The sequence below is a fragment of the Litoreibacter sp. JB4-2 genome (genome assembly GCF_055693445.1).
This window is the reverse complement of record NZ_CM146334.1, coordinates 3,943,371-3,963,384: the sequence shown is the minus strand read 5'-3', so window position 1 is coordinate 3,963,384 and position 20,014 is coordinate 3,943,371. Positions and strand designations below refer to the sequence as shown.

The 20,014-nt window shown below is 59.8% G+C and carries 19 protein-coding genes; 7 read left to right on the top strand and 12 right to left on the bottom strand.

The genetic code is table 11. The features are described from left to right. Positions 1-147 precede the first annotated feature (147 nt). Entirely contained in the window at positions 148-834 is a 687-nt protein-coding gene (locus ACZ1G7_RS19890) for an FkbM family methyltransferase (RefSeq protein ID WP_472661183.1), read from the top strand. Here ACZ1G7_RS19890 and ACZ1G7_RS19885 read toward each other — a convergent pair. Next, complete coding sequence (locus ACZ1G7_RS19885; RefSeq protein ID WP_472661182.1) at positions 831-2,528, bottom strand: NAD(P)H-dependent oxidoreductase subunit E; 1,698 nt, start codon at positions 2,526-2,528, stop codon at positions 831-833. The genes ACZ1G7_RS19890 and ACZ1G7_RS19885 overlap by 4 nt on opposite strands. Before the next feature lie 210 nt (positions 2,529-2,738). Between ACZ1G7_RS19885 and ACZ1G7_RS19880 the strand changes: the two genes are divergently transcribed. After that, the gene (locus ACZ1G7_RS19880; protein WP_472661181.1) at positions 2,739-3,182 is read left to right on the top strand and encodes a hypothetical protein; all 444 of its coding nucleotides are present in this window, start codon (positions 2,739-2,741) and stop codon (positions 3,180-3,182) included. Here ACZ1G7_RS19880 and xseA read toward each other — a convergent pair. Next, positions 3,179-4,774, bottom strand: a complete 1,596-nt coding sequence (xseA, locus tag ACZ1G7_RS19875; RefSeq protein ID WP_472661179.1) for an exodeoxyribonuclease VII large subunit — start codon at positions 4,772-4,774, stop codon at positions 3,179-3,181. The genes ACZ1G7_RS19880 and xseA overlap by 4 nt on opposite strands. 64 nt (positions 4,775-4,838) lie before the next feature. On the opposite strand from xseA, the gene purD reads away from it, so the two are divergent. Then, a complete protein-coding gene (gene purD, locus ACZ1G7_RS19870; RefSeq protein ID WP_472661177.1) occupies positions 4,839-6,104 on the top strand; it encodes a phosphoribosylamine--glycine ligase in 1,266 nt (421 codons plus the stop codon). 96 nt (positions 6,105-6,200) lie between these two features. Here purD and ACZ1G7_RS19865 read toward each other — a convergent pair whose 3' ends face one another. Beyond that, positions 6,201-6,953 carry an FG-GAP repeat domain-containing protein gene (locus tag ACZ1G7_RS19865; RefSeq protein ID WP_472661175.1) on the bottom strand — a complete coding sequence of 251 codons (753 nt, stop codon included), beginning with the start codon at positions 6,951-6,953 and terminating at the stop codon, positions 6,201-6,203. Then, positions 6,950-7,273 carry a 2Fe-2S iron-sulfur cluster-binding protein gene (locus ACZ1G7_RS19860; RefSeq protein ID WP_472661173.1) on the bottom strand — a complete coding sequence of 108 codons (324 nt, stop codon included), beginning with the start codon at positions 7,271-7,273 and terminating at the stop codon, positions 6,950-6,952. The genes ACZ1G7_RS19865 and ACZ1G7_RS19860 overlap by 4 nt, the downstream gene beginning before the upstream one ends. 171 nt (positions 7,274-7,444) lie before the next feature. Between ACZ1G7_RS19860 and ACZ1G7_RS19855 the strand changes: the two genes are divergently transcribed. Further along, positions 7,445-7,990: a peptidoglycan-binding domain-containing protein gene (locus ACZ1G7_RS19855; RefSeq protein ID WP_472661171.1), complete on the top strand. Its 546-nt coding sequence runs from the start codon at positions 7,445-7,447 to the stop codon at positions 7,988-7,990. A 49-nt stretch (positions 7,991-8,039) separates the two neighbouring features. Here the strand turns inward: ACZ1G7_RS19855 and ACZ1G7_RS19850 are convergent, their stop codons facing one another. Then, complete coding sequence (locus tag ACZ1G7_RS19850) at positions 8,040-9,419, bottom strand: Do family serine endopeptidase (RefSeq protein WP_472663772.1); 1,380 nt, start codon at positions 9,417-9,419, stop codon at positions 8,040-8,042. 294 nt (positions 9,420-9,713) lie between these two features. Next, positions 9,714-10,628, bottom strand: a complete 915-nt coding sequence (locus ACZ1G7_RS19845; protein ID WP_472661169.1) for a sterol desaturase family protein — start codon at positions 10,626-10,628, stop codon at positions 9,714-9,716. Positions 10,629-11,177: 549 nt separating this feature from the next. Between ACZ1G7_RS19845 and ACZ1G7_RS19840 the strand changes: the two genes are divergently transcribed. Both ACZ1G7_RS19840 and ACZ1G7_RS19835 read left to right on the top strand, forming a co-directional pair. After that, complete coding sequence (locus ACZ1G7_RS19840; RefSeq protein ID WP_472661167.1) at positions 11,178-11,834, top strand: glutathione S-transferase family protein; 657 nt, start codon at positions 11,178-11,180, stop codon at positions 11,832-11,834. A 2-nt stretch (positions 11,835-11,836) separates the two neighbouring features. Continuing rightward, positions 11,837-12,106, top strand: a complete 270-nt coding sequence (locus ACZ1G7_RS19835) for a glutathione S-transferase C-terminal domain-containing protein (RefSeq protein ID WP_472661165.1) — start codon at positions 11,837-11,839, stop codon at positions 12,104-12,106. A 109-nt stretch (positions 12,107-12,215) separates the two neighbouring features. Here the strand turns inward: ACZ1G7_RS19835 and ACZ1G7_RS19830 are convergent, their stop codons facing one another. The 6 genes from ACZ1G7_RS19830 to ACZ1G7_RS19805 form a co-directional block, all read right to left on the bottom strand. Then, complete coding sequence (locus ACZ1G7_RS19830) at positions 12,216-12,416, bottom strand: DUF2065 domain-containing protein (protein WP_472661163.1); 201 nt, start codon at positions 12,414-12,416, stop codon at positions 12,216-12,218. Continuing rightward, positions 12,413-13,300: a protease modulator HflC gene (hflC, locus tag ACZ1G7_RS19825; RefSeq protein ID WP_472661161.1), complete on the bottom strand. Its 888-nt coding sequence runs from the start codon at positions 13,298-13,300 to the stop codon at positions 12,413-12,415. Before hflC ends, ACZ1G7_RS19830 begins: the two co-directional genes overlap by 4 nt. Beyond that, entirely contained in the window at positions 13,297-14,457 is a 1,161-nt protein-coding gene (gene hflK, locus ACZ1G7_RS19820; RefSeq protein WP_472661159.1) for an FtsH protease activity modulator HflK, read from the bottom strand. Before hflK ends, hflC begins: the two co-directional genes overlap by 4 nt. Positions 14,458-14,520: 63 nt before the next feature. Further along, positions 14,521-15,978, bottom strand: a complete 1,458-nt coding sequence (locus ACZ1G7_RS19815; protein ID WP_472661157.1) for an FAD-dependent oxidoreductase — start codon at positions 15,976-15,978, stop codon at positions 14,521-14,523. Between the two features lie 18 nt (positions 15,979-15,996). Further along, complete coding sequence (rpiA, locus tag ACZ1G7_RS19810; RefSeq protein WP_472661155.1) at positions 15,997-16,785, bottom strand: ribose-5-phosphate isomerase RpiA; 789 nt, start codon at positions 16,783-16,785, stop codon at positions 15,997-15,999. Positions 16,786-16,861: 76 nt separating this feature from the next. Beyond that, a complete protein-coding gene (locus tag ACZ1G7_RS19805; RefSeq protein ID WP_472661153.1) occupies positions 16,862-17,365 on the bottom strand; it encodes a thiamine pyrophosphokinase in 504 nt (167 codons plus the stop codon). A gap of 305 nt (positions 17,366-17,670) precedes the next feature. Here ACZ1G7_RS19805 and ACZ1G7_RS19800 point away from each other — a divergent pair, with 305 nt between their 5' ends. Next, positions 17,671-19,677, top strand: a complete 2,007-nt coding sequence (locus tag ACZ1G7_RS19800) for a hypothetical protein (protein WP_472661151.1) — start codon at positions 17,671-17,673, stop codon at positions 19,675-19,677. Positions 19,678-20,014: the final 337 nt, after the last annotated feature.

Genomic DNA, 20,014 nt, shown 5'->3' with positions numbered 1-20,014 from the left:
ACCCGCAAGGTGGCGCATCAAGATGCCGCCGATACGCCCGAATTTTTCGACGCGCCTTGGGGTCATTTTAAACCTACAGCCTTGCAAGCGGGTCTGATCGCCCTTACGCGCGCCACGCCGTTGCAGCGTGGGCGTATGCGGCACAAAATGACCAATTTGATCACCGGGCTTGGTCGTCCGCTTGATATCCGCTTTCGTGATTTAAATTTCCGTATAGAAGGGCGGAATAATCTGATCGAATACGGGCTGCTCACGCGCGCGTCCTATAACGGCCCTGAGCTGGATTTTCTGTGCGAAGGTTTGCATCCCGGCGATGTCGCTTTGGATATCGGCTGCAATATCGGACTGTATTCAATGCCAATGGCCCGTGCGGTCGGCGACGATGGGCGTGTGGTGTCAATTGATGCAAATATCGAGATAATAAAGCACTTAAACTATCATGCCCAAGCCAATGAATTTAAAAATATTTTAGGAGTGAACAGCGCCGTCGGAGACCACGAGGGTCATGTCGATTTGCTGATCCGAAGTGATGATGTCGCCATCGTGCGGGTTGACGAAAACGCGGATGGCAAAGTCCCGATGCGCCCGCTTGCCGACATCGTGCGCAGCGCAGGGCTAACCCGTGTTGATGCTTTGAAAATCGACATCGAAGGTCACGAAGACAAGGCGCTTGTCCCCTATTTTGATCAGATGCCCGAACCCTTTTGGCCCCAGCGCATTGTGCTGGAATATCTGGCACCCGACGACTACCCGGGATGCGCCGCGGCATTCAAAGACAAAGGCTACCGGCTGATCGGTCGCACCAAGAGCAATTCAATGTATCTTAGGGATTAAATCTCGTCCCTGAAATGCTCCATCACCAGCCGGATCGGGTTGGGCGCGGCCTGCCCCAAGCCGCAGATTGATGCGTCCGCCATGGCGGTGCACAGGTCTTCCAGCAAAGGTTGATCCCAGCTGTCTTTTTCCATCAATTTGACCGCCTTTTCGCAACCCACGCGGCAGGGCGTACATTGCCCGCAGCTTTCATCTTCAAAAAAGCGCAGCATGTTGAGCGCTGCCGCCTTGGCGCTATCCTTGTCCGACAGCACCACCACTGCGGCGGAGCCGATGAAAGTTCCCAGCGGTTGAAGCGTGTCAAAGTCGAGCGGTACGTCGTTGATACTGCTTGGTAAAAGGCCAGAGGACGGGCCACCCGGTTGATAGGCTTTGAAGCTGTGCCCCGCGGCCATGCCGCCCGCCGCCTCGATGATATCGGTGATGGTTGAGCCTGCGGGCAGCAGATAAACACCCGGCGCGGCGACGCGGCCGGAGACGGAATAGCTGCGCAGGCCCTTGCGGCCGTTTTTCTCAGTCGTGTTCAAAACCTCGGGGCCTTCGCGGCAGATCCGGGCGATCCAGTGCAGGGTTTCTACATTGTGCACCAGCGTGGGGCGGCCAAAAATGCCGACCTGTGCCACGTAGGGCGGGCGGTGCCGGGGCATGCCGCGTTTGCCTTCGATGCTTTCAATCATTGCGCTTTCTTCGCCGCAGATATAGGCGCCCGCGCCGCGGCGCAGGTCGATATAGCCGGGCTCAACGATGCCCGCCTCTTCAAGCGCGGCAATCTCAACGGCCAATATGTGCAGCACTGCCGGATATTCATCGCGCATATACAGATAGACGCGCTCCGCCTCGACGGCCCAAGCCGCAATCAACATACCTTCAAGGAAAAGATGCGGTTCGCGCTCCAGGTAATAGCGGTCTTTGAAGGTGCCGGGCTCGCCCTCATCGCCGTTCACGGCCATATAGCGCGGACCCTCATTTCCGCGCACAAAGCCCCATTTGGTGCCCGACGGGAAACCCGCGCCGCCCAGTCCGCGCAGCCCGCTTTCCTTGATCTTGGCCTGCACATCTTCCCAATTCCCATTGGCGCGCAAATCGCTCACCGCGTCATAGCCACCACTTGAACGGTAGGCTGCAAGCTGTTGATAATCTGGGATCGTTGGGTGGGTGTGATTGCTGGAAATCGCTTCTTTCACCTTTTCGACCGTCGCATGATCGATATGGGCGTGGCCCAGTTCAAGCGTCGGCGCGGTATCGCAGCGACCCATGCAAGGCGCGCGCAATACGCGCACCTCGGACGCATCCAACCCGTCTTCCAAAGCGGCCTTCAATTGCTGTGCGCCCGCCAGCTCGCAAGACAGCGAGTCGCAGACGCGGATGGTCAGCGCCGGTGGCGGGGTTTCACCCTCTTTCACGACGTCGAAATGGGCGTAGAAGCTGGCGACCTCATAAACCTCCGCCTGGCTCATCCGCATTTCTTCCGCCAACGCGCGCAGATGCGCGGCGGACAAGCAGCCGAACTTATCTTGGATCAGGTGCAAATGCTCAATCAACAGATCGGCGCGGCGGGGCTTGTCGCCCAAAAGCGCTTTGACCTCGTCCCAGGCCTGATCATCCAGCTGACGGCCCTTTGGCGTAGCCCGACCTTTGCCGCGCGCATTTTTCCAAACGCCTTTTTTGTCGTCAGATTTGTGGTCCAAAGCCATGCGCGCACCTCTTGAGCAGTATTTGGCAAAGATTAGCCGCGGCGCACGGCAGCATACCATTGCAAATGCGACCAAATACCCAAGGTTCGCGCAGTGCGAACCCAGCTTTGATGCCCATGTCAGACCGTGCGATGACTATCGGAAACGCGCCTGCCCCATGGGCGGATTTGCCGCTTTCCAAGCCGCGCACAGTTTGCCACACTCCGCTTCATGCGTGTGCTTTACCTTGTCTTTTTCGTCCTGATATCCCTCCCCGCTATCGCGCAGGAGGGTGGCAAGAATTCACAAAGCCCCGAACGCCTGATGAGCGCGTCGGAGTTTGAAAACTACACCAACGGCACGACATTGTATTTCACCCGCAACGGGCGCCCATTCGGGGCGGAAGAATATCTGGCAGACAGGCGTGTGATTTGGACGTTTCTGGACGGCACATGTCAACGCGGCGCTTGGTATAATGAGGGTGATACGATCTGCTTCCTTTATGAAAGCGAAAGCATACCGCAATGCTGGAATTTCATTGAAGCAGGCGGCCAAAAGCGCGCCCGTGTTGTCGGCGATCCGCCAGAACGCGACCTTTACGTGGTTGGCCAGGACAAAGAACCGCTCTCATGCCCCGGCTCGGGTGTCGGCGTCAGCTACACACCCGCCAATTAATCATCAAAGAGGGAGCTTTGCGTGGGCGGCGGCGCTTTTGGCTTTTTCGGTGTGGTTGCTGGCTTTGGGGCCGCAGGTTTTGAGGCCGCAGTTGCAGCGCCCAGCGCAAATCGGCCATCCTTGAATTGCACCTCAAGCGCGCCCGCTTTTTGGGCCGCAGCCGCGCTGGTCACAACCTGCCCCCCGGTCCAAACCACCGCATACCCGCGCTCTAGCGTCGCCTGATACCCAAGTGTCTCGCGCATCCGCTCAAGCCGCGCCAGGCCATCGGACCATGCGCGAATCTGCCGGGTCGCCGCACCCGAAAACCCTTGTGCTGCGCGCTGCAACCGGTCCGTTGCGTTGCCCAGATCCCGGTTCAACTGGTTGGCATTAAGCCCGCGTACCACCTGCGACAGCCGCGCGCGCCCGCGCTCGGTATTGGTCGCCAATGCGCGGTCCAACAGCTCCGCACCGCGCGCCAACCTTGTGGCCATAGCGGCGGTTTTCTGGGTCAGGATCGTGCCCCGCAAGGGCGCGGCAGCCCGTTCAAGATGCACGCGCTTGGCTTGGGTCGCGGCAATCAAAGCAGGCCCCAACCGCGCGCTGATCGCGTCAAAACGCTGCTCGGCGGGTTTGGTCAAATCTTCGCGTCGCGGCAACGCACGCGCAAGGTCGCGCAGCCGGTCTTGGCGCCGTGTCGCGGCCAGGCTGATCGCGCGCGCCATCCGCGCCTCATACCCCTCAACAGCGGCCATCAGGTCCAGCCGCACCGGCACCGCCATTTCGGCAGCCGCCGTGGGCGTCGGCGCCCGCCGGTCGGAAACGAAATCGATCAGCGTCGTGTCGGTCTCATGCCCCACGGCGGAAATCAGCGGAATGTCAGACGCCGCAACCGCCCGCGCAACGTTTTCCTCGTTGAACCCCCACAGATCCTCAATCGAGCCACCGCCGCGTGCCACGATGATCAAATCGGGGCGCGGCAAAGCCCCACCCGGCGTCAGCGCATTGAACCCGTTGATCGCGTTGGTAACCTGCGGCGCGCAGGCGTCGCCCTGCACGGCCACGGGCCAAATCAGCACCTTGCGCGGGAACCGGTCGCGCAGCCGGTGCAGGATGTCGCGGATCACAGCCCCTTGCGGGGAGGTCACAACGCCAATGATTTCTGGCAGGTAAGGCAGCGGCTTCTTGCGCTCGGGGTCAAATAGGCCTTCGGCCTGCAACGCCTTCTTGCGCTTTTCCAAAAGCGCCATCAGCGCGCCCTCGCCCGCCACCTCAATCGTGTCGACATTGATGTTGTAACGCGACTGCCCGCCAAAGCTGGACACTTTGCCCGTGACGATCACCTCAAGCCCTTCTTCGGGCAACACCGAAAGCCCGGCCACCTGTCCCTTCCAGGTGTTGCAAGAGATGACGTTCCGGTCGTCTTTGAGATCATAATACATATGCCCCGAACCCGCCTTCATCACGCGCCCGATCTCGCCGCGCACCCGGATGCGGCCAAAGGCGCCTTCCAGCGTTTTCTTCACCGCGCCGGAGATTTCCGAGACGGTGAATTCGGGGGCGTTCTCGCCTGGATTTTCTCCTGGGGTATCGTCGTCGAGCAGGTCCATGCGCGGCCTCTTGTCGTGGGCTTTGTCACAGCTTAGAACGCAGCGGAAAGAAGGGGAAGCAGCCATGAACATTTTGATCCTTGGATCGGGCGGGCGCGAGCATTCGTTGGCCTGGGCGGTAAAGCAAAACCCCAAATGCGACCGGCTGATTGTGGCGCCGGGCAACGCGGGCATCGCCGCAATCGCGGAATGCGCAGCTCTCGACATCATGAGCGGTAGCGACGTCGTGGGTTTCGCCGATGCGCAATCCATAGACTTCGTGATCATCGGGCCCGAAGCGCCCCTGGCCGCAGGCGTGGCCGACGCGCTGCGCGCCGCCGGGATCAAGTGTTTTGGCCCGTCGGCGGCGGCGGCGCAGCTGGAGGCCTCCAAAGCCTTCACCAAGGAAATTTGCGATGCGTCCGGCGCACCAACGGCAGGTTACGCGCGGTTCACTGAGGCCGCCCCGGCCCGCGCCTATGTTGAGACGCAAGGCGCGCCGATTGTGATCAAGGCCGACGGGCTGGCCGCAGGCAAAGGCGTGGTCGTGGCCATGACCGTAGCCGAGGCCTTGAACGCCGTCGACGACATGCTGGGCGGCAGCTTTGGCGAGGCGGGCGCAGAAGTGGTGATTGAGGAATTCATGGAGGGCGAGGAAGCCTCATTCTTCATCCTCTCGGATGGCAAAAACATCCTCCCCATCGGCACAGCGCAGGACCACAAACGCGCTTTTGACGGCGATGAGGGGCCCAATACCGGCGGGATGGGCGCCTACTCGCCCGCGCCCGTGATGAGCGACGCGGTCGTGGCCAAAGCCCTGAGCGAGATTGTGCAGCCAACGGTCGATGAAATGGCCCGGCGCGGCACCCCCTATCAAGGTGTGCTCTACGCCGGTTTCATGATCAAGAACGGCCAGCCGCGGCTGGTTGAATACAACGTGCGCTTCGGCGACCCGGAATGTCAGGTCCTGATGATGCGGCTGGGCGCGCAGGTATTGGATTTGCTTCTGGCCTGCGCGGAGGACCGTCTGGACACAGCACAAGTCAACTGGGCCGACGACCATGCGCTGACGGTGGTGATGGCCGCCAAAGGATACCCCGGCGCTTACGAAAAAGGCTCGCGGATTGGCGGGCTTGATACGGCCTCAGAGGACAGCTTCAATATGGTGTTCCACGCAGGCACCGCTCTGGCCGATGACCATATCGTCGCCAACGGCGGGCGGGTTTTGAACGTCACCGCACGCGGGGCATCACTGGCTGAAGCGCAGGCACGCGCCTACGCCATGGTCGACGGCATCGATTGGCCGGAGGGCTTTTGCCGCCGCGACATAGGCTGGCGCGCACTGACCTGAATGCGCGCGCGATGCGCGCCCACGATATTTGAGTTTTATGGGGCTCTGCCCCCGCGCGTCCCGCGCTCCCCCGGAATATTTTGAAAACAATGAAGGTTACGGACAGCTGAGTGCCGCGTTTAAGGAAGCGCGTCCGGTATGCAGTGCGATTTTACGGGTTGCGAGGTGCCCATCTTGGAGTGACGTCGCCATGATGTCGCGCCAATTGGCTGAGGCGGTGATCATCTCGGGGCCCTGCCCGCAATCACGAATGCCCCCGCCGATATCGCGCTCCCCGATGCGGTGGTTGGTCAGCCCCACCAGATCAGCAACAGGCGTGAGCGTGCCCTTGTCAAAGCGCCAGACCCTCAGCGTTTTGGCCAGATGTGGCCTGTCGATATAGGCCAGCTCTATCTTTCCGTCGCCGTCAAGATCCGCTGCACCTATCGGGGCCAGCCATCGGTTGCGGGTTCCGATATGCGGGGTCGCGGCGCGCTTGCCGGTTTCGTCATAGATCGCCAGTTGCGCGCCAGTATTGGCCTGACTTTCGACAACGACGACCTCCAGATCTCCGTCCCTGTCAACATCGACAAGCCTTGGGGCCACATCCTCGAACACGCGATCCTGGGGCAGCACGATGTCCACGCGCCCCGTTTTGGTTTCAAGCCGAAGCGCGCCAAATTCGATGGCATCCCCCAGCACACCATGGGCGTAGCGTGTGGTCGGCATCGTGTATTCGGCGCTCAGCACTTGCGATTGCGCGGCAGAAACGCCCGCAACGAGCCCAGCCGCCAGCAACGCGCGGCGGGCAAGACGGTGCCAAAAACGCAAGGCCAGACGCCGCGCCCCGCTTGGTAGCGTGCCGATCAAATCTGCTTTTCGGGCATCCGCACGACAAGCCCGTCCATCGCGTCGCTGACTTTCAGCTGGCACGTCAGACGCGATTTTTCCGCGTCGGGCTCATAGGCGAAGTCCAGCATGTCTTCTTCCATCGCCTCTTTGGCAGGCAATTTGGACACCCAGGCGTCATCCACATAGACATGGCAGGTCGAGCACGCGCAGGCACCGCCGCAATCGGCCTCGATGCCCGGAATGTTATTGTCGCGCGCGCCTTCCATAACGGTCAGCCCGTCGGCCACATCCACGACATGCTCGGTGCCGCCAAACTCGATATAGGTGATTTTCGCCATCTGTCCGGGCCTCTTATTGAACTCACTGTCACCCGGATTTAGGGCAGTTTTGCGCCAGTTTCCAGCCCCCTCGCGCCTGCGGGTCGCAGACGGCGCTTTGTCTGTCACGCAGCGCGTGGTAACAGCGGAACTGAACTTGGGCGCCAAGACCCTGAAGAGTGAGACCGCAGCATGAAATTCCTCCCAATTCCGGCCCTTTTTGCCTGCGCCGCGCTCTGCGCCTGCGCGCCGCCGCGGCCTGCCGATGTCACGCAAGCCTTCGCGCCGTCTGATATCACATTTCTGGACGCACGGCCCGATGACGCAGCTCCCGGCCAGTGCTGGGCCAGCCTCAGCGCCCCGTCCACGACCCAAGTCACGCAAAAAACCACCGAAGTCACGCCAGCCCAACGCGGTGCCGACGGTACCGAAATCTCACCCGCTATTTTCAGAAAGACCGAGGAACGGCTTGAAATTCCTGGCGCCAAGAAATGGTTCGAACGGGTCTGCGAAACGGATCTGGATGCGCAAATGGTGGAGAGCCTGCAACGCGCGCTGCAGGCGCGCGGCGTCTATGATGCGGCCATCACCGGACAGCTCGATGCGCCAACCCGCGCGGCCATCCTAGCGTACCAGACGCAGCAAGGCCTGCCATCCGCCATCCTCAGCCTCAGCGTTGCACGCCAGCTAGGCCTGATAGCTATCGAACGCACCCCGGCACCCGACGCTGAGCCATAAAAAAGGGCGCCCGCATGAGGCGCCCTTCCAAATTCACGGTCTCAGTGACTTATTCGTCGTCCAGCGACAGCGCCACGAAGCGCGGATCACCTTGGCGGCGGATCAGCATCAGGAACGACTTGCGTCCGGCATCGCGTGCCTCGGTGATCTTGTCTTCCAGATCAGAGACCGCAGAGACCTTTTCCTGGCCCGCCTCGACAATCAGGTCACCCGCCCGCAGGCCTTTTTCAAAGGCATCGCTGGCCTCGTCGACCTCCTTGACCAGCAGGCCGCTGGCGTCATTGTCCAGGCCCAGCTGGCCGCGCAATTCCTCGTTCAGAACCGCGACGGTCATGCCCATGATGGTGGCCTCTTCGGGGTCGGCCTTCTCTGCCACAACCGGCACGGCCTGCGCTTCTGCTTCTTCACGGCGGCCAAGCGTCACGGCCAGTGTCATCGCCTCACCTTCGCGGATAATGTCCACGTCGACCGCTTTGCCAACGGCGGTGTTGCCAACGATGCGCACCAGTTCGCGGGTGTCCTCGACGTCGCGGCCGTCAAAGGTGACGATCACGTCGCCCGCCTCAATGCCGCTGTCTTTGCCGGGCCCGTCTGGCACGTCGGTGACCAATGCGCCGCTGACGGATGACAGTTCAAGCGCCTCGGCCACGTCTTCCGACACGTCCTGAATGCGCACGCCCAGCCAGCCGCGGCGGGTCTCGCCGAATTCCTGCAACTGGTCCACAACTCGCGTTACCACGTTCGAGGCCATCGAAAAGCCGATGCCGATTGATCCGCCAGAAGGCGACAGGATCGCGGTGTTCACCCCGATCACATTGCCGTCCATGTTAAACAGCGGGCCGCCGGAATTGCCTTTGTTGATCGCCGCGTCGGTTTGCAGGAAATCGTCATAGGCGCCGGACAATTCGCGCCCGCGCTGCGACACAATCCCGGCGGAGACCGAAAAGCCCTGCCCCAGCGGGTTGCCCACGGCCAGAACCCAGTCGCCGACGCGCATCTCGTCGGAATTGCCGAATTCCACGAAGGGCAAATCCTCAGGCGCGTCCACTTTCAAAAGCGCGATGTCGGTCTTGGGGTCGGTGCCGATCAGCTCCGCCACCAGCCGTTCGCCGGAGAAGAACTCGATCTCAATTTCGTCAGCTTTATCAATCACATGGTTGTTGGTGACGATATAGCCATCAGCCGAGATCACAAAGCCGGAACCCAGCGCCGAGGATTGGCGCGGCCGCTGGCCACGGTTCTGGCGGTCCAGAAAGTCCTGGAAAAAATCTTCCAGCGGTGAGCCCTCAGGCACGATCGGCGACGGGCCTTCATTGACCCCCGCCACCGTGGTCGAGGTGGTGATATTAACAACAGCCGGGCTGACATCATCGGCCAGATCGGCAAAGCTTTCGGGCAGCGCCGCGCGGGCAGCGACGGTTTGCGCCATAACAAGCGCGAGCCCAACGGCCAAGGCTTGCAATGCGCGCAGCGGCGTCGCCTGTCGCAAAGTTTGGGGAATAACGTGAGCGTTCACTTAGAGGCTCCTCCAGTTCTTGGGTTATGAGACGCGCGGACGCATCTGAACAGACGCGCCCGCATTCTGGTAGCATAGGTGGGCAATTTTTGCGTTAATGCAAGAATACCCCCCTCGCGTGTCCTCAACAGGACGTGAGCCCCTGAAACACATTACTATAAGCATCTAGTGCTGTTGCACATTTCGGCAAAGCACCGCGCGCAGCTTTCAGGCTTTGGCGCGGGCGGCGCGGAATTTTGTGTCCGCCTCCGGGGTGCCATCATGAAAAGAGCCGAACCATTTGTCCAGCGGCACCGCGCTTTCGCCAAAATTGACGCTGTGATAGCGGTGATGCAGGTAATGCATCAGCTTTTCCTTTTTGACCTCCCCCGCATCGCCAAAGACCAGCGCGTCAAATCCCGAATGGCTGACGCCCGGCCCCAGCGCGGTCGCCACGCCGTTGAACATCATATGCAACGGATGCGACGGCACGATCAGATGGATCAGCAAACAGCTGAAATAGAGCGCATGTTCCACCGGATGCATCGCCATCCCCGACCATGGCCCCACATTGACGTTTTTGTGGTGCAGGTAATGCACAGTGCGGTACAGCGGCGGCCAATGGATCAGCCGGTGGATGCAGTAGAAATGGAAATTGCGCCAGAACGGCATCAGCAAAAACCACGCGACAAACCACACCGGATTGCCCGCAAGACTTGAAAAAGGCAGCGCCTGATTGGCATAGCCCCACCAGAGCAGCACCTCAAAACCTGACCAGATCACAACGCCCACATTCGACCAGAACACATTGTCATAGACCTGATTGTGAAACAGGAACCGCTTGTCGCGCTCCGCAGGCCAATTGCCATTGTATTTTGCCCGCCGCCCTTGCTTGCGCCATCGGTAGAGCCACAGATGCAAGGCGCCGGTGAACAGCCCCACCATCACGAGATTGCGCAGCAAGATCTCGGCCGCCCAGCCGGGCCGCAGCACGACCATCCGCTCCAATGCCGGCGTGAAAAACAGGTAGGCAATCACCGCGATGCCCAGATACAGCCCGAACCACGGCAGCAAAAACCCGGGCACCCCGAAAAACCAACGGGCGATCACACGCGGTCGGGTCGGAAAGTCCAAAAGCGGCATGAAACGCACCGGAGCTTTCGGTCTCCACTCCCCCGCCGGTCGCGGGTCTGCCCATGTTCGTCGACTGTCTCGCTCATGCGTTAAGGTTGAACGCCACTTTGGTTAACCGTCAAGCTCTGCTCGTTCCTTAATTTGGTTTCGAAAGGCGAATTGTCGGCTATGCAGGACAAAAGAGACTTTCAACTTCTTCTCAATCGGAAGCCTTGGCTCGCAAGACCGCGGGATGGCGAAGCAACTTTGGTTCTGTGCGCTTTATGGTTGCCAAGCACATTCCGAACTCAGTTCGGCGTGATAACAGCAACCAGATCGCCAGCCCGGTGGGTGGGTGAAGTGCGTCTTGGAAACGGTCCCGTGGACCGTTTCAGCGCTGAACGGGCGGAGCCCTGGACCGGCGATGCACGGCGGCTTCGCCTTGTTTCCGTGCAAGTGAGAGAGAACACAGGACGCCTAAGCGGACTTTGTTAGCTTTCGCTGCATTTGCGCCGAGGTCGGCTTTCGGTACTCTGGCCTTGGTGATAACTTTCCAACAACAGTTGGTGGGGAACGAAAATGGGTATGTTGATTGACGGAAAATGGGATGATGCTGCTGATCGGTCGATGGTGTCTGGCAAGTACCGACGCGAGTTGAGCTCACTTCCAACGTCAATTGATACGAACTTTCTACGAGACGCCGGTAGTGCGAATGGTCGATTTTTCCTCGTTGCTTCCGCAAGTTGCCCGTGGTCGCACGGCGCGGTCATCGCGCTCGTTCTAGCTGGTCTAAAGGGCATTATTGAAATTCAGTGGGCTGGTGGAGTACGTCGTGAAGGATATGGCCTATTGCCGGGCGGACCACTTCCGAACCGTTCAGATTTTGAACATGTTCATCAGTTTTATACGTCAACGGTTGCTGACTACACGGGCCGCTCAACAGTACCTATCTTGTGGGATGCCGCAGAAAGCAGAATTATTTCTAACTCCTCTGCTGACATTATGTCGGCATTTGATGGGATCAGCCAAAGGATCGATCTTCGACCAACCGAGTTGGGAAACGAAGTCGACGATTTAACACATTATATTTTCGACGGGCTGTCAAACGCTGTCTATCGCGCAGGAAAGTCCCAACGACAGGACGAATATGACGAAGCCGTCGACACTGTGTTTGGTACACTTGATGCCCTCGAAGACAGGTTGGAAGGTCAAACCTTCCTCTTCGGGGGGATTTAACCATGGCCGACATAAGGCTGTTTGCTACTCTCGTGCGATTTGACACAGTCTATGCGACGCATTTCCGCTGCACGCGCAAAAGACTGGTGGATTATCCGCGACTATGGCGGTTCACGCGCCGCATGTTTCAGATGCCTGGCATTCGACAAACAGTTGATTTCAACGAAATCAGATATGGTTACTACGTCAACGATGGCGACCACAATCCGAACGGCATCATAGGTCAACAACCAGAGATTAACTGGGAAAGCCAAGAAGGGCTGTCTGAATAGCGGCCTTTCGTTCACCATACAGCATCATGCACTTTGGGCTCAAACAAGACACTCTTCGTGGCCACGTCATTGAAAAGAAAGGAAAGGCGGCGCGCAACCTGAGCGCGGCCTAGCCTCCAAACGCACCCTTCGCCAGCCACACCAGCACCACGCCAACCGCTAGGCAGCCCAGACCCAGCATGCGGCGCGTGTCTTCGGGGATTTTCGAGATCACCTTGATCAGCTCTTCCAAACGCGAAGGGGCCAGTGCGAACACCAGCCCCTCGACAACCAAAACCAGCCCTAGAGCCAGCAAAATATGGCTGATCATTGATTTGCAGCCGCGCCCTGATCTGACCGCAGATAGTCAAAGAACGGGTCATTGGGCGAGATCACGAAGCTTGAATTGCTGCCCAAAAGCCCGCGCTCATAGGCGTCCAGCGAGCGGCGGAATTCAAAGAATTCCTGATCCGCGCCATAGGCCTCGCCAAAGATCGCGTTGCGGCGGGCATCGGCTTCACCGCGGATGATATCTGCGGTTTTTTGTGCCTCTGACACCAGCTCAACCACGGTCCGGTCGGCTTGCGCACGTACGCGCTGCGCCGCTTCTTCACCACGCGCCCGTTCGTCGGCGGCTTCGCGTTCGCGTTCTGCACGCATCCGGTTAAACGTGGCTTCCAGGTTTTGCTCAGGCAGGTTGGTCTGCTTCAGGCGCACATCGACCACTTCCAGCCCCAGGGGCCGCGCCCTCGCGCGTGCTTGGCTGGTGATGCGGTTAACCAAAGCGACCCGATCCGCCGACAGGATGGTGTTGGACGTCACACCCTCAGCACCCAGAACTTCCCGGATCACCGGGTTCAGGATGCCAGCAAGGCGCGATTCCGCGGTCGCCAGACCACCCACACCCACCGCTTGACGGAACTGAACCACGTCGGAGATGCGGTAGCGCGCAAAGGCGTCGACAACCAACCGGCGGTCATCAGATGGCGTCACCTCGGTCTCGGGCGTGTCCAAAGCGCGGATCCGGTCGTCGTAACGCACGACCTCCTGGATCAGCGGGATCTTGAAGCCCAAACCCGGCTCTTCTTTGGTTTTGACGATCTGGCCAAATTGCAGCACCAGCGCCTTTTCGCGCTCGTCCACAATGAACACCGCTGACAGGGCCACAAACAAGATCGCGAAAAGGCCGATCAGCCCGATAAGTCCCTTGTTCATTGGCTTGCTCCTGTCGTGGATTTGCGCAGCTCGTTGAGCGGCAGGTAGGGCACGACGCCTTGGCCATTCTCGCCGGAGCTGTCGATGATGATCTTGTCGGTCGCGCCGTAAACGCGTTCAACAGTTTCCAGCCACAGGCGTTTGCGGGTCACTTCCGGCGCCTTTTGGTATTCCTCCAAAACGGCGGTGAAGCGCGCGGCCTCACCCTCGGCCTGATTGACCTGTTGGGCGCGGTAGGCTTCGGCCTGCTCCAACAGCTGGGCGCTGTCACCACGCGCTTTCGCGAGCGCTTGGTTTGAGTAGGCGTCCGCGCGGCGTTGCAGCGTGTCGCGTTCCTGCTCGGCGGCCTGAACCTCGCGGAAGGCGTCAATCACCTCACGCGGCGGGTCGGCCTTGTCGAGGTTGAGACGCACAATGTTCACGCCCGCCTCATATTGGTCCAGCGTGGTCTGGATCAGCTCGCGCACCTCGTCGGCAATCAGCTCCCGGTCGCGGTTGAGGATCGGGGCCAGCTCAGAGCGGGCAATCACCTCCCGCATCGCCGATTCAGAGACCGCGCGGATCGTGTCCTGCGGGTCGGCGAGGTTAAACAGGAATTGCGCCGGGTCATTGATGTTCCACACAACCTGGAAATCAATGTCGACAATGTTTTCGTCCGTGGTCAGCATCAAGCCACTGTCCGTGCGCCCGCCCACACCGATATCCTCGGTCTGCTCTCGCGTCACCGGGATCACCTCAGCGGTCACAACCGGCCAGGGTGCAAAGTTCAGACCCGGGTTCCCGGTGGAGCTGTATTCGCCCAGAAACAGCTCAACGGACTGTTCTTCCGGCGCGACGGTGTAGAACGAGGTAAACAGCCAAAGCGCGGCCGCGCCCAAAGCTGCCAAACCCAAAGTGCCCTTGGACAGGCCACCCGGCCCGTCGCCACGCTGGCCAGTGCCGTTGGTGCCGCCACCGCCACCGCGACCGCCCATCAGGACGCGCAGCTGCTCTTGGCCTTTTTTCATAAGCTCGTCGATTTCAGGGATCTGCGGCTGGTTGCCGCCACCTTGGCCGTTTCCACGGTTCGGGCCGTTGCCCTTCGGTCTGTTGTCCCTGTCATCCCCATTGCCGCCGCTGCCGCCGCCGCCCCAGGGTCCGCCACTATTACCGGCCATCAAAGCTCCATTTCATAAGTCTCTAATCCTGTTGCCCTGTAATTGGGCGTTTTGCGCCTGAATTCAAGCAGATCTCACAGGAGATTTCATTGTGACCAGCTCTTCGGACATGGTCGGGTGTACGGCGCAGACCTGGTCAAACTGCGCCTTGGTGGCGCCCATTTTGACCGCGATGCCTGCCAATTGGATCATTTCGCCCGCTGCGGGTGCGACGATATGGCAGCCCAGAACGCGATCGGTTGCCTGCGAGACAACCAGCTTCATCAACACCCGGTCCTCACGGCCAATAAAGCTTTGCTGCATCGGCTTGAAAGAGGTGCAGTAGACATCAATCGGCTCTTGGTCGCGCGCTTCTTCTTCTGTCATGCCGACGGTGCCCAGCTCTGGCTGGGTGAACACAGCCGATGGGATCAGCTCGTGATCCACCTTGGTCGGGTTGCCCTTAAACACGGTTTCGACAAAGGCCATGCCTTCGCGGATCGCCACTGGCGTCAGGTTAATGCGGTTCGTCACGTCGCCAATCGCAAAGATCGACGGCTGTTTGGTCTGGCTATACTCATCCACCAAAATCTCGCCGCGGCGGCCGATCTCGGCGGCGGTCGTGTCCAGCCCCAACCCTTCGGTGTTGGGCGTGCGACCCGTGGCAAACATCACCTGATCAAACACCTGCGTCTCACCGTTGGAGGCTTTGACCCAAATCGGACCGCCCTTGCCTGCACTATGGGCGTGACGCAGCTCGGCTTCCTGCTCAGAGGTCAACGCGCCCGCAGCATCTGACCCCGTCATCTGTGAGGTGTCATCAACCTCTGCCTCGCGGCGCATCTCAACAATATTGGTGCCCAGATGCAGCTTGACGCCTTTCTTGGTCATCATCTCTGACACCAAGCCACGCGCCTCATCGTCAAATCCGCGCAGAATTTGCGCGCCTCTATAATACTGCGTCACCTCAACGCCCATGCCGTTCAGAATGCAGGCAAATTCACAAGCGATGAAGCCGCCGCCCACAATCAGAATGCGCTTCGGCAGCTCTGGCAGATGGAAAATATCATTCGAGGTGATGGCCAGATGGTCATTGTCGATGCCCGGCAGCGCGGGTTTGCCGCCCGTGGCCACCAGAATATGCTTCGCGCTGACCGTCTCGCCGGTGCTCAGCGTCACGGTATGGGGATCGGCAATCGCCGCCCGCGCATCGTGAATGGTCACGCCCGAATTGGTCAGAAGTGTGCGGTAGATGCCTTCCAAGCGGTCCAGCTCGCCGACCAGCCGCGCCTGAAACTTGGTCCAGTCAAACCCGCCCGCATGCACGGTCCAGCCGTAATCCTGCGCCTCGCCCATTGCCTCACGATAGCCCGACGCAAAAACCATCAGCTTTTTTGGCACGCAGCCCCGGATGACACATGTGCCGCCCATCCGGTCATCTTCGGCCAGCCCTACCTTGGCGCCTTCAGCCGCCGCAACACGCGCGGCGCGCACGCCGCCAGAACCGCCCCCGATGACAAACAGGTCATAGTCAAAGCTCATAGGCTCGCGTCCTTTTCTTTAATCCGCAATATCGGCGAATAGATTGTCGGTCTCGGCCACGTCGATTTTGCTCTGCTCGACCCGACCACTATTGATGTCGCGGGTTTCCACAGTCCCGTCGCCATGGCCAATCACAACCACGTCACAAATATCGATGAACAGCCCGTTCTCGACCACGCCGGGGATCTGGTTCATCACAAGGCTTAGCTGGCGGGCATTGCCGATGCGGCGAAGATGCAGATCCAGAATGTGGTTGCCCTCATCGGTCACGAAGGGCGCGTCATTATTCATCCGCAGCGCGGTCGTGCGCCCCAGCACGTCCAGATTGACCAATGTCTCTTCTATCAGCGCCTGCGTGGTGCGCCAACCCAGCGGGATCACCTCGACCGGTAAGGGGAACGCGCCCAGCGTCTCAACTTCCTTGGCCGCATCCGCGATCACGATCATCTGGTCAGACGCGGTTGCCACAATCTTTTCGATCAGCAGCGCGCCGCCGCCGCCCTTGATCAGGTTCAGGTTCGGGTCATATTCATCGGCCCCGTCAATCGTCAGGTCCAACCATTTGGCCTCATCCAGCGTGACAACATTGATGCCAACTTCGCGCGCCAGCTCCGCCGTACGGGTGGAGGTCGCCACGCCCGTGATCTTCAACCCGTCCTCGCGCACCATCTCGCCCAGGCATTTCACCATCCAAGCGGCGGTCGATCCGGTGCCCAACCCCACCTTCATGCCGTCCTCAACATAGTCGACCGCGCGTTTGGCCGCGACGAATTTGGCTTTATCAATGGGGGACAGGTTGGCGGTCATGGTCTCTCTCCGGTTAGCAGCGCGAAATCTATAGGCTCTTTACGTGGCGGGCGCGAGGGCTGGCGTGGCAAAAACTTCATCCTGTGGGGCCGACCATTTGGTCCAGTACCAGCGGCAGGCAATCGCGCGGCAGCAAGACCAGCATCGTGGCGCTGCTGCACTCCAGACGCACAGGCCCCGTCGCTTCATTCGACGTCCCAATTTGTCCTGCGGGCGTGAACACCAAACCGTCCGTCGGATACTTGAGCCCGGTTGACGCCACCCGCGCCTCCCCCATCGGGAACAGCGAAACCCGCGTACCCGGCGCCAACGCCAATTCCAAGACCGGCGGGCACAGAAAGCAGACATCCGCCTCGCTCATCATAAAGATGCGTGCCTCGGGAAATTTGGTTAACGCCGTGCACGCCGCCAGTTGATGGTCCAGCCGCCCGCCGCAAAACCCTTCCGCCAGCACCGCGAGCGCGTCGATGCTGCGCAAACATTTCTCCAGGTCGGTGCTGTCCTGCTCGGAAATCTGGTGCATCCGCTCCGCCGGTATCTGCGCGCGCGTCTCGGGCGAAATCGAGATCCATATCGCCAATCACCGCCTCCGGGATCACCCCATTTGCGATTGCCAAATCCGCGCCACCATCCGCGGCGACAAGAATCGGGGCCATCTTAAGCGATTGTTTTACATGGCTAAAATGTGTCGGCGCCCCACCCAAAAGTGTCAAAATTGTGGGGCTGTGAACAATTATCGCCATATTGTAGAGATTAATGCGCAATTTGAGGACAATCAGCAACGTTTCCCACCGCGATTTCCGTGCAAAATTTAGTTTTTGTTTGGGAACGCGATTTACCCTGAGCTAGCCTGCTTGCGTGGGTCGGGGAGAAAGTGAGCACACCGTGGTTGGTGACAACAAGATATTAACAGTGTCCTACGGGACGTTTTCATGCACCCTTGAAGGGTTCGATGATCCGTTTTCGACGATGAAGGCTATTGCGGAATATTTCCGCGACCTTGCCGCCGAAGACCGCTTTTTCGGCGCGGAACCTCCGCAGCCGGATGCAGACATGCTGCACCGCATCGCGGAGCAGACAATTCAATCGCGCGTCAATGCCGATGTGTCCGAGAACTCGGTCACCCTGCGGCAGGAGCCCGCACCGATGGCAGCGCCCATCGCCGCAGCCCCCTTCGTCGCACCTGTGCCCGAAGCGCCTGCCGCACCGGTTCACCATGAAGTGCCTGCCGCGGCCGCTGCTGCTGCACCGCTTGATGGCGACTCGATTGCCGCCAAACTGCAACGCATCCGCGCCGTCGTTTCGCAGGAGGCTGAAGCCGCGCAGGGAGACGCGCAGCTCTATAGCGAGGATGAGCACGCACAGAACTTTGCCAGCGATGACACATCCGAGGATGAGGCCGACACAGTCGCAACCCCCGAGCCGGAGGTCGCTACCGCCGAGCCCGAGGAGATCGAGGATGCGCCTGTCGCCGATAGCGCTGATGTCGAAGACGCCATCGCAAGCGACGACGCCGTCGAAGCCACCCCCGACACATCTGAGGATGCCGAGACTGCAGAAGATGACACCGAAGCTGAGGCCGAGGTGACAGCGTCAGACGAGACGACAGACGACAGCACGCCAGCCGAGGATGCGCCCGAAGTGGTGTCAGAAGCGGCGACAGACGAAGCCGTCGAAGAGACATCTGACGAGACACCTGACGAGACAACCGACGCCGCAACGGACGCGACATCAGAAGACGCATCAGAAGATACGTCCGACGACACAGTTGCCGAAGACCTGGCTGAAAACATCTTTGAAGAAGCCACGCCACGCCGTCGCATCGTCGTGCAAAAAATCTCTCGCGCCGATGTCGAGGCCGCGCAGCAAGACGCAGGCACCCCTGCTGAAACTGCCGACCTGTCGGAAGAGGCCGAAGCCGCATTAATGCGCGAACTGGCCGATGTCGAAGCAGATATGGAAGGCGCCACCGCCACAACAGATCAGGTCGAAGACACTGCAGAAGATGTAGCCGAGGGCGATCAACCGTCACGCACCGACGCCCTTGCCGCAATCCGCGCGCAAATGTCGGACACAACAGACGAGGCGGAAGACGAAAACGTCACGGCTGAGACTGCTGAAGAAAACGCGGAGGACGCTCGCACAGATCGCGCCGCCCGCCGTGCGCTTCTGGTCGAAGACGAAGATGCAGCGCTCAATCGTTTGATGGACGCCACCAGCTCGAAAATGAGCGATGATGACGAAGGTGCTGTGCGCCGGGCTTCTATCGCGCACCTGAAAGCTGCCGTCGCCGCCACCAAGGCCGATGACAGCATCGCCCAGGCCGCCGCCGATGAGGAAGAGCGCGAGCTTGACCAATATCGTGACGATCTGGCCCGTGTCGTGCGCCCCGGTCGGTCCCGTCCTTTGCCAGATGGCGAAGATACGAGCCGCCCGTCGCCCCTGATGCTGGTCAGCGAGCAACGTATCGAAGATGAGGCGCCGGAAGCCGCAACTGCCGCACAGGCAGATGTACGTCCACGCCGCATCTCGACAACCGGCAACCTGGCGCTTGAGGAAGAATTTGAAGAAGTGGAGGCTGTCTCCGATAGCTCCGCGGATGAAACCTTCCCCGAATACGCCAAACGCGTGAACGCGATGGAGCTGCCAGACCTTCTGGAAGCCGCCGCCGCACACTACACCTACGCGGAAGAAACGCCGGAGTTCACACGCCCCATGTTGATGCGCAAGATCGCAACAATAACCACAGGCGAAACCCCGTCGCGCGAAGAAGGGCTGCGTTGCTTTGGCGCGCTGCTGCGCGACAATAAAATCATCAGAAACGGAAACGGGCGGTTCATCCTGTCGGAAACCTCCCGCTTCACCTCCGAGGCTCAGAGCGCCGCCACCTAAGCGCCGCTCGAAAGCACCAACCACAGGACGGGGCATGCGCAAGCATGCCTCGTTTTGTTTGTTTTACAGTCCTTGGGGTTTCAACTGTCGCGGACAAAAATTTATCACACGCACCCGCCCCCTATCCTATCGAGGTTGATACATGTCGGTTTATACAGAGGCTTTCATACTCCTCTTCTTTTTTTGTGTATTTTTCTGGGCCTCTAAGCTTTGGCAGAAATCCGATCCTCAAAACGTGCCCTTGACGCGTATCAATGCGCTCATCCTCAGAAAATTTAGATTGCAGTACTACGCAGAAAACATCACCCCGATTATGTCAGCTCTCTTTTTCTTTTGC

What these genes read in the sequence shown, in the direction of transcription:
- ACZ1G7_RS19890 (WP_472661183.1), top strand. Translation starts at nt 148, where the DNA reads ATGACCAATTTGATCACCGGGCTTGGTCGTCCGCTTGATATCCGCTTT.
- ACZ1G7_RS19885 (WP_472661182.1), bottom strand. Translation starts at nt 2,528, where the DNA reads ATGGCTTTGGACCACAAATCTGACGACAAAAAAGGCGTTTGGAAAAAT.
- ACZ1G7_RS19880 (WP_472661181.1), top strand. Translation starts at nt 2,739, where the DNA reads ATGCGTGTGCTTTACCTTGTCTTTTTCGTCCTGATATCCCTCCCCGCT.
- xseA (WP_472661179.1), bottom strand. Translation starts at nt 4,774, where the DNA reads ATGGACCTGCTCGACGACGATACCCCAGGAGAAAATCCAGGCGAGAAC.
- purD (WP_472661177.1), top strand. Translation starts at nt 4,839, where the DNA reads ATGAACATTTTGATCCTTGGATCGGGCGGGCGCGAGCATTCGTTGGCC.
- ACZ1G7_RS19860 (WP_472661173.1), bottom strand. Translation starts at nt 7,273, where the DNA reads ATGGCGAAAATCACCTATATCGAGTTTGGCGGCACCGAGCATGTCGTG.
- ACZ1G7_RS19855 (WP_472661171.1), top strand. Translation starts at nt 7,445, where the DNA reads ATGAAATTCCTCCCAATTCCGGCCCTTTTTGCCTGCGCCGCGCTCTGC.
- ACZ1G7_RS19850 (WP_472663772.1), bottom strand. Translation starts at nt 9,419, where the DNA reads ATGGCGCAAACCGTCGCTGCCCGCGCGGCGCTGCCCGAAAGCTTTGCC.
- ACZ1G7_RS19845 (WP_472661169.1), bottom strand. Translation starts at nt 10,628, where the DNA reads ATGCCGCTTTTGGACTTTCCGACCCGACCGCGTGTGATCGCCCGTTGG.
- ACZ1G7_RS19840 (WP_472661167.1), top strand. Translation starts at nt 11,178, where the DNA reads ATGGGTATGTTGATTGACGGAAAATGGGATGATGCTGCTGATCGGTCG.
- ACZ1G7_RS19835 (WP_472661165.1), top strand. Translation starts at nt 11,837, where the DNA reads ATGGCCGACATAAGGCTGTTTGCTACTCTCGTGCGATTTGACACAGTC.
- ACZ1G7_RS19830 (WP_472661163.1), bottom strand. Translation starts at nt 12,416, where the DNA reads ATGATCAGCCATATTTTGCTGGCTCTAGGGCTGGTTTTGGTTGTCGAG.
- hflC (WP_472661161.1), bottom strand. Translation starts at nt 13,300, where the DNA reads ATGAACAAGGGACTTATCGGGCTGATCGGCCTTTTCGCGATCTTGTTT.
- hflK (WP_472661159.1), bottom strand. Translation starts at nt 14,457, where the DNA reads ATGGCCGGTAATAGTGGCGGACCCTGGGGCGGCGGCGGCAGCGGCGGC.
- ACZ1G7_RS19815 (WP_472661157.1), bottom strand. Translation starts at nt 15,978, where the DNA reads ATGAGCTTTGACTATGACCTGTTTGTCATCGGGGGCGGTTCTGGCGGC.
- rpiA (WP_472661155.1), bottom strand. Translation starts at nt 16,785, where the DNA reads ATGACCGCCAACCTGTCCCCCATTGATAAAGCCAAATTCGTCGCGGCC.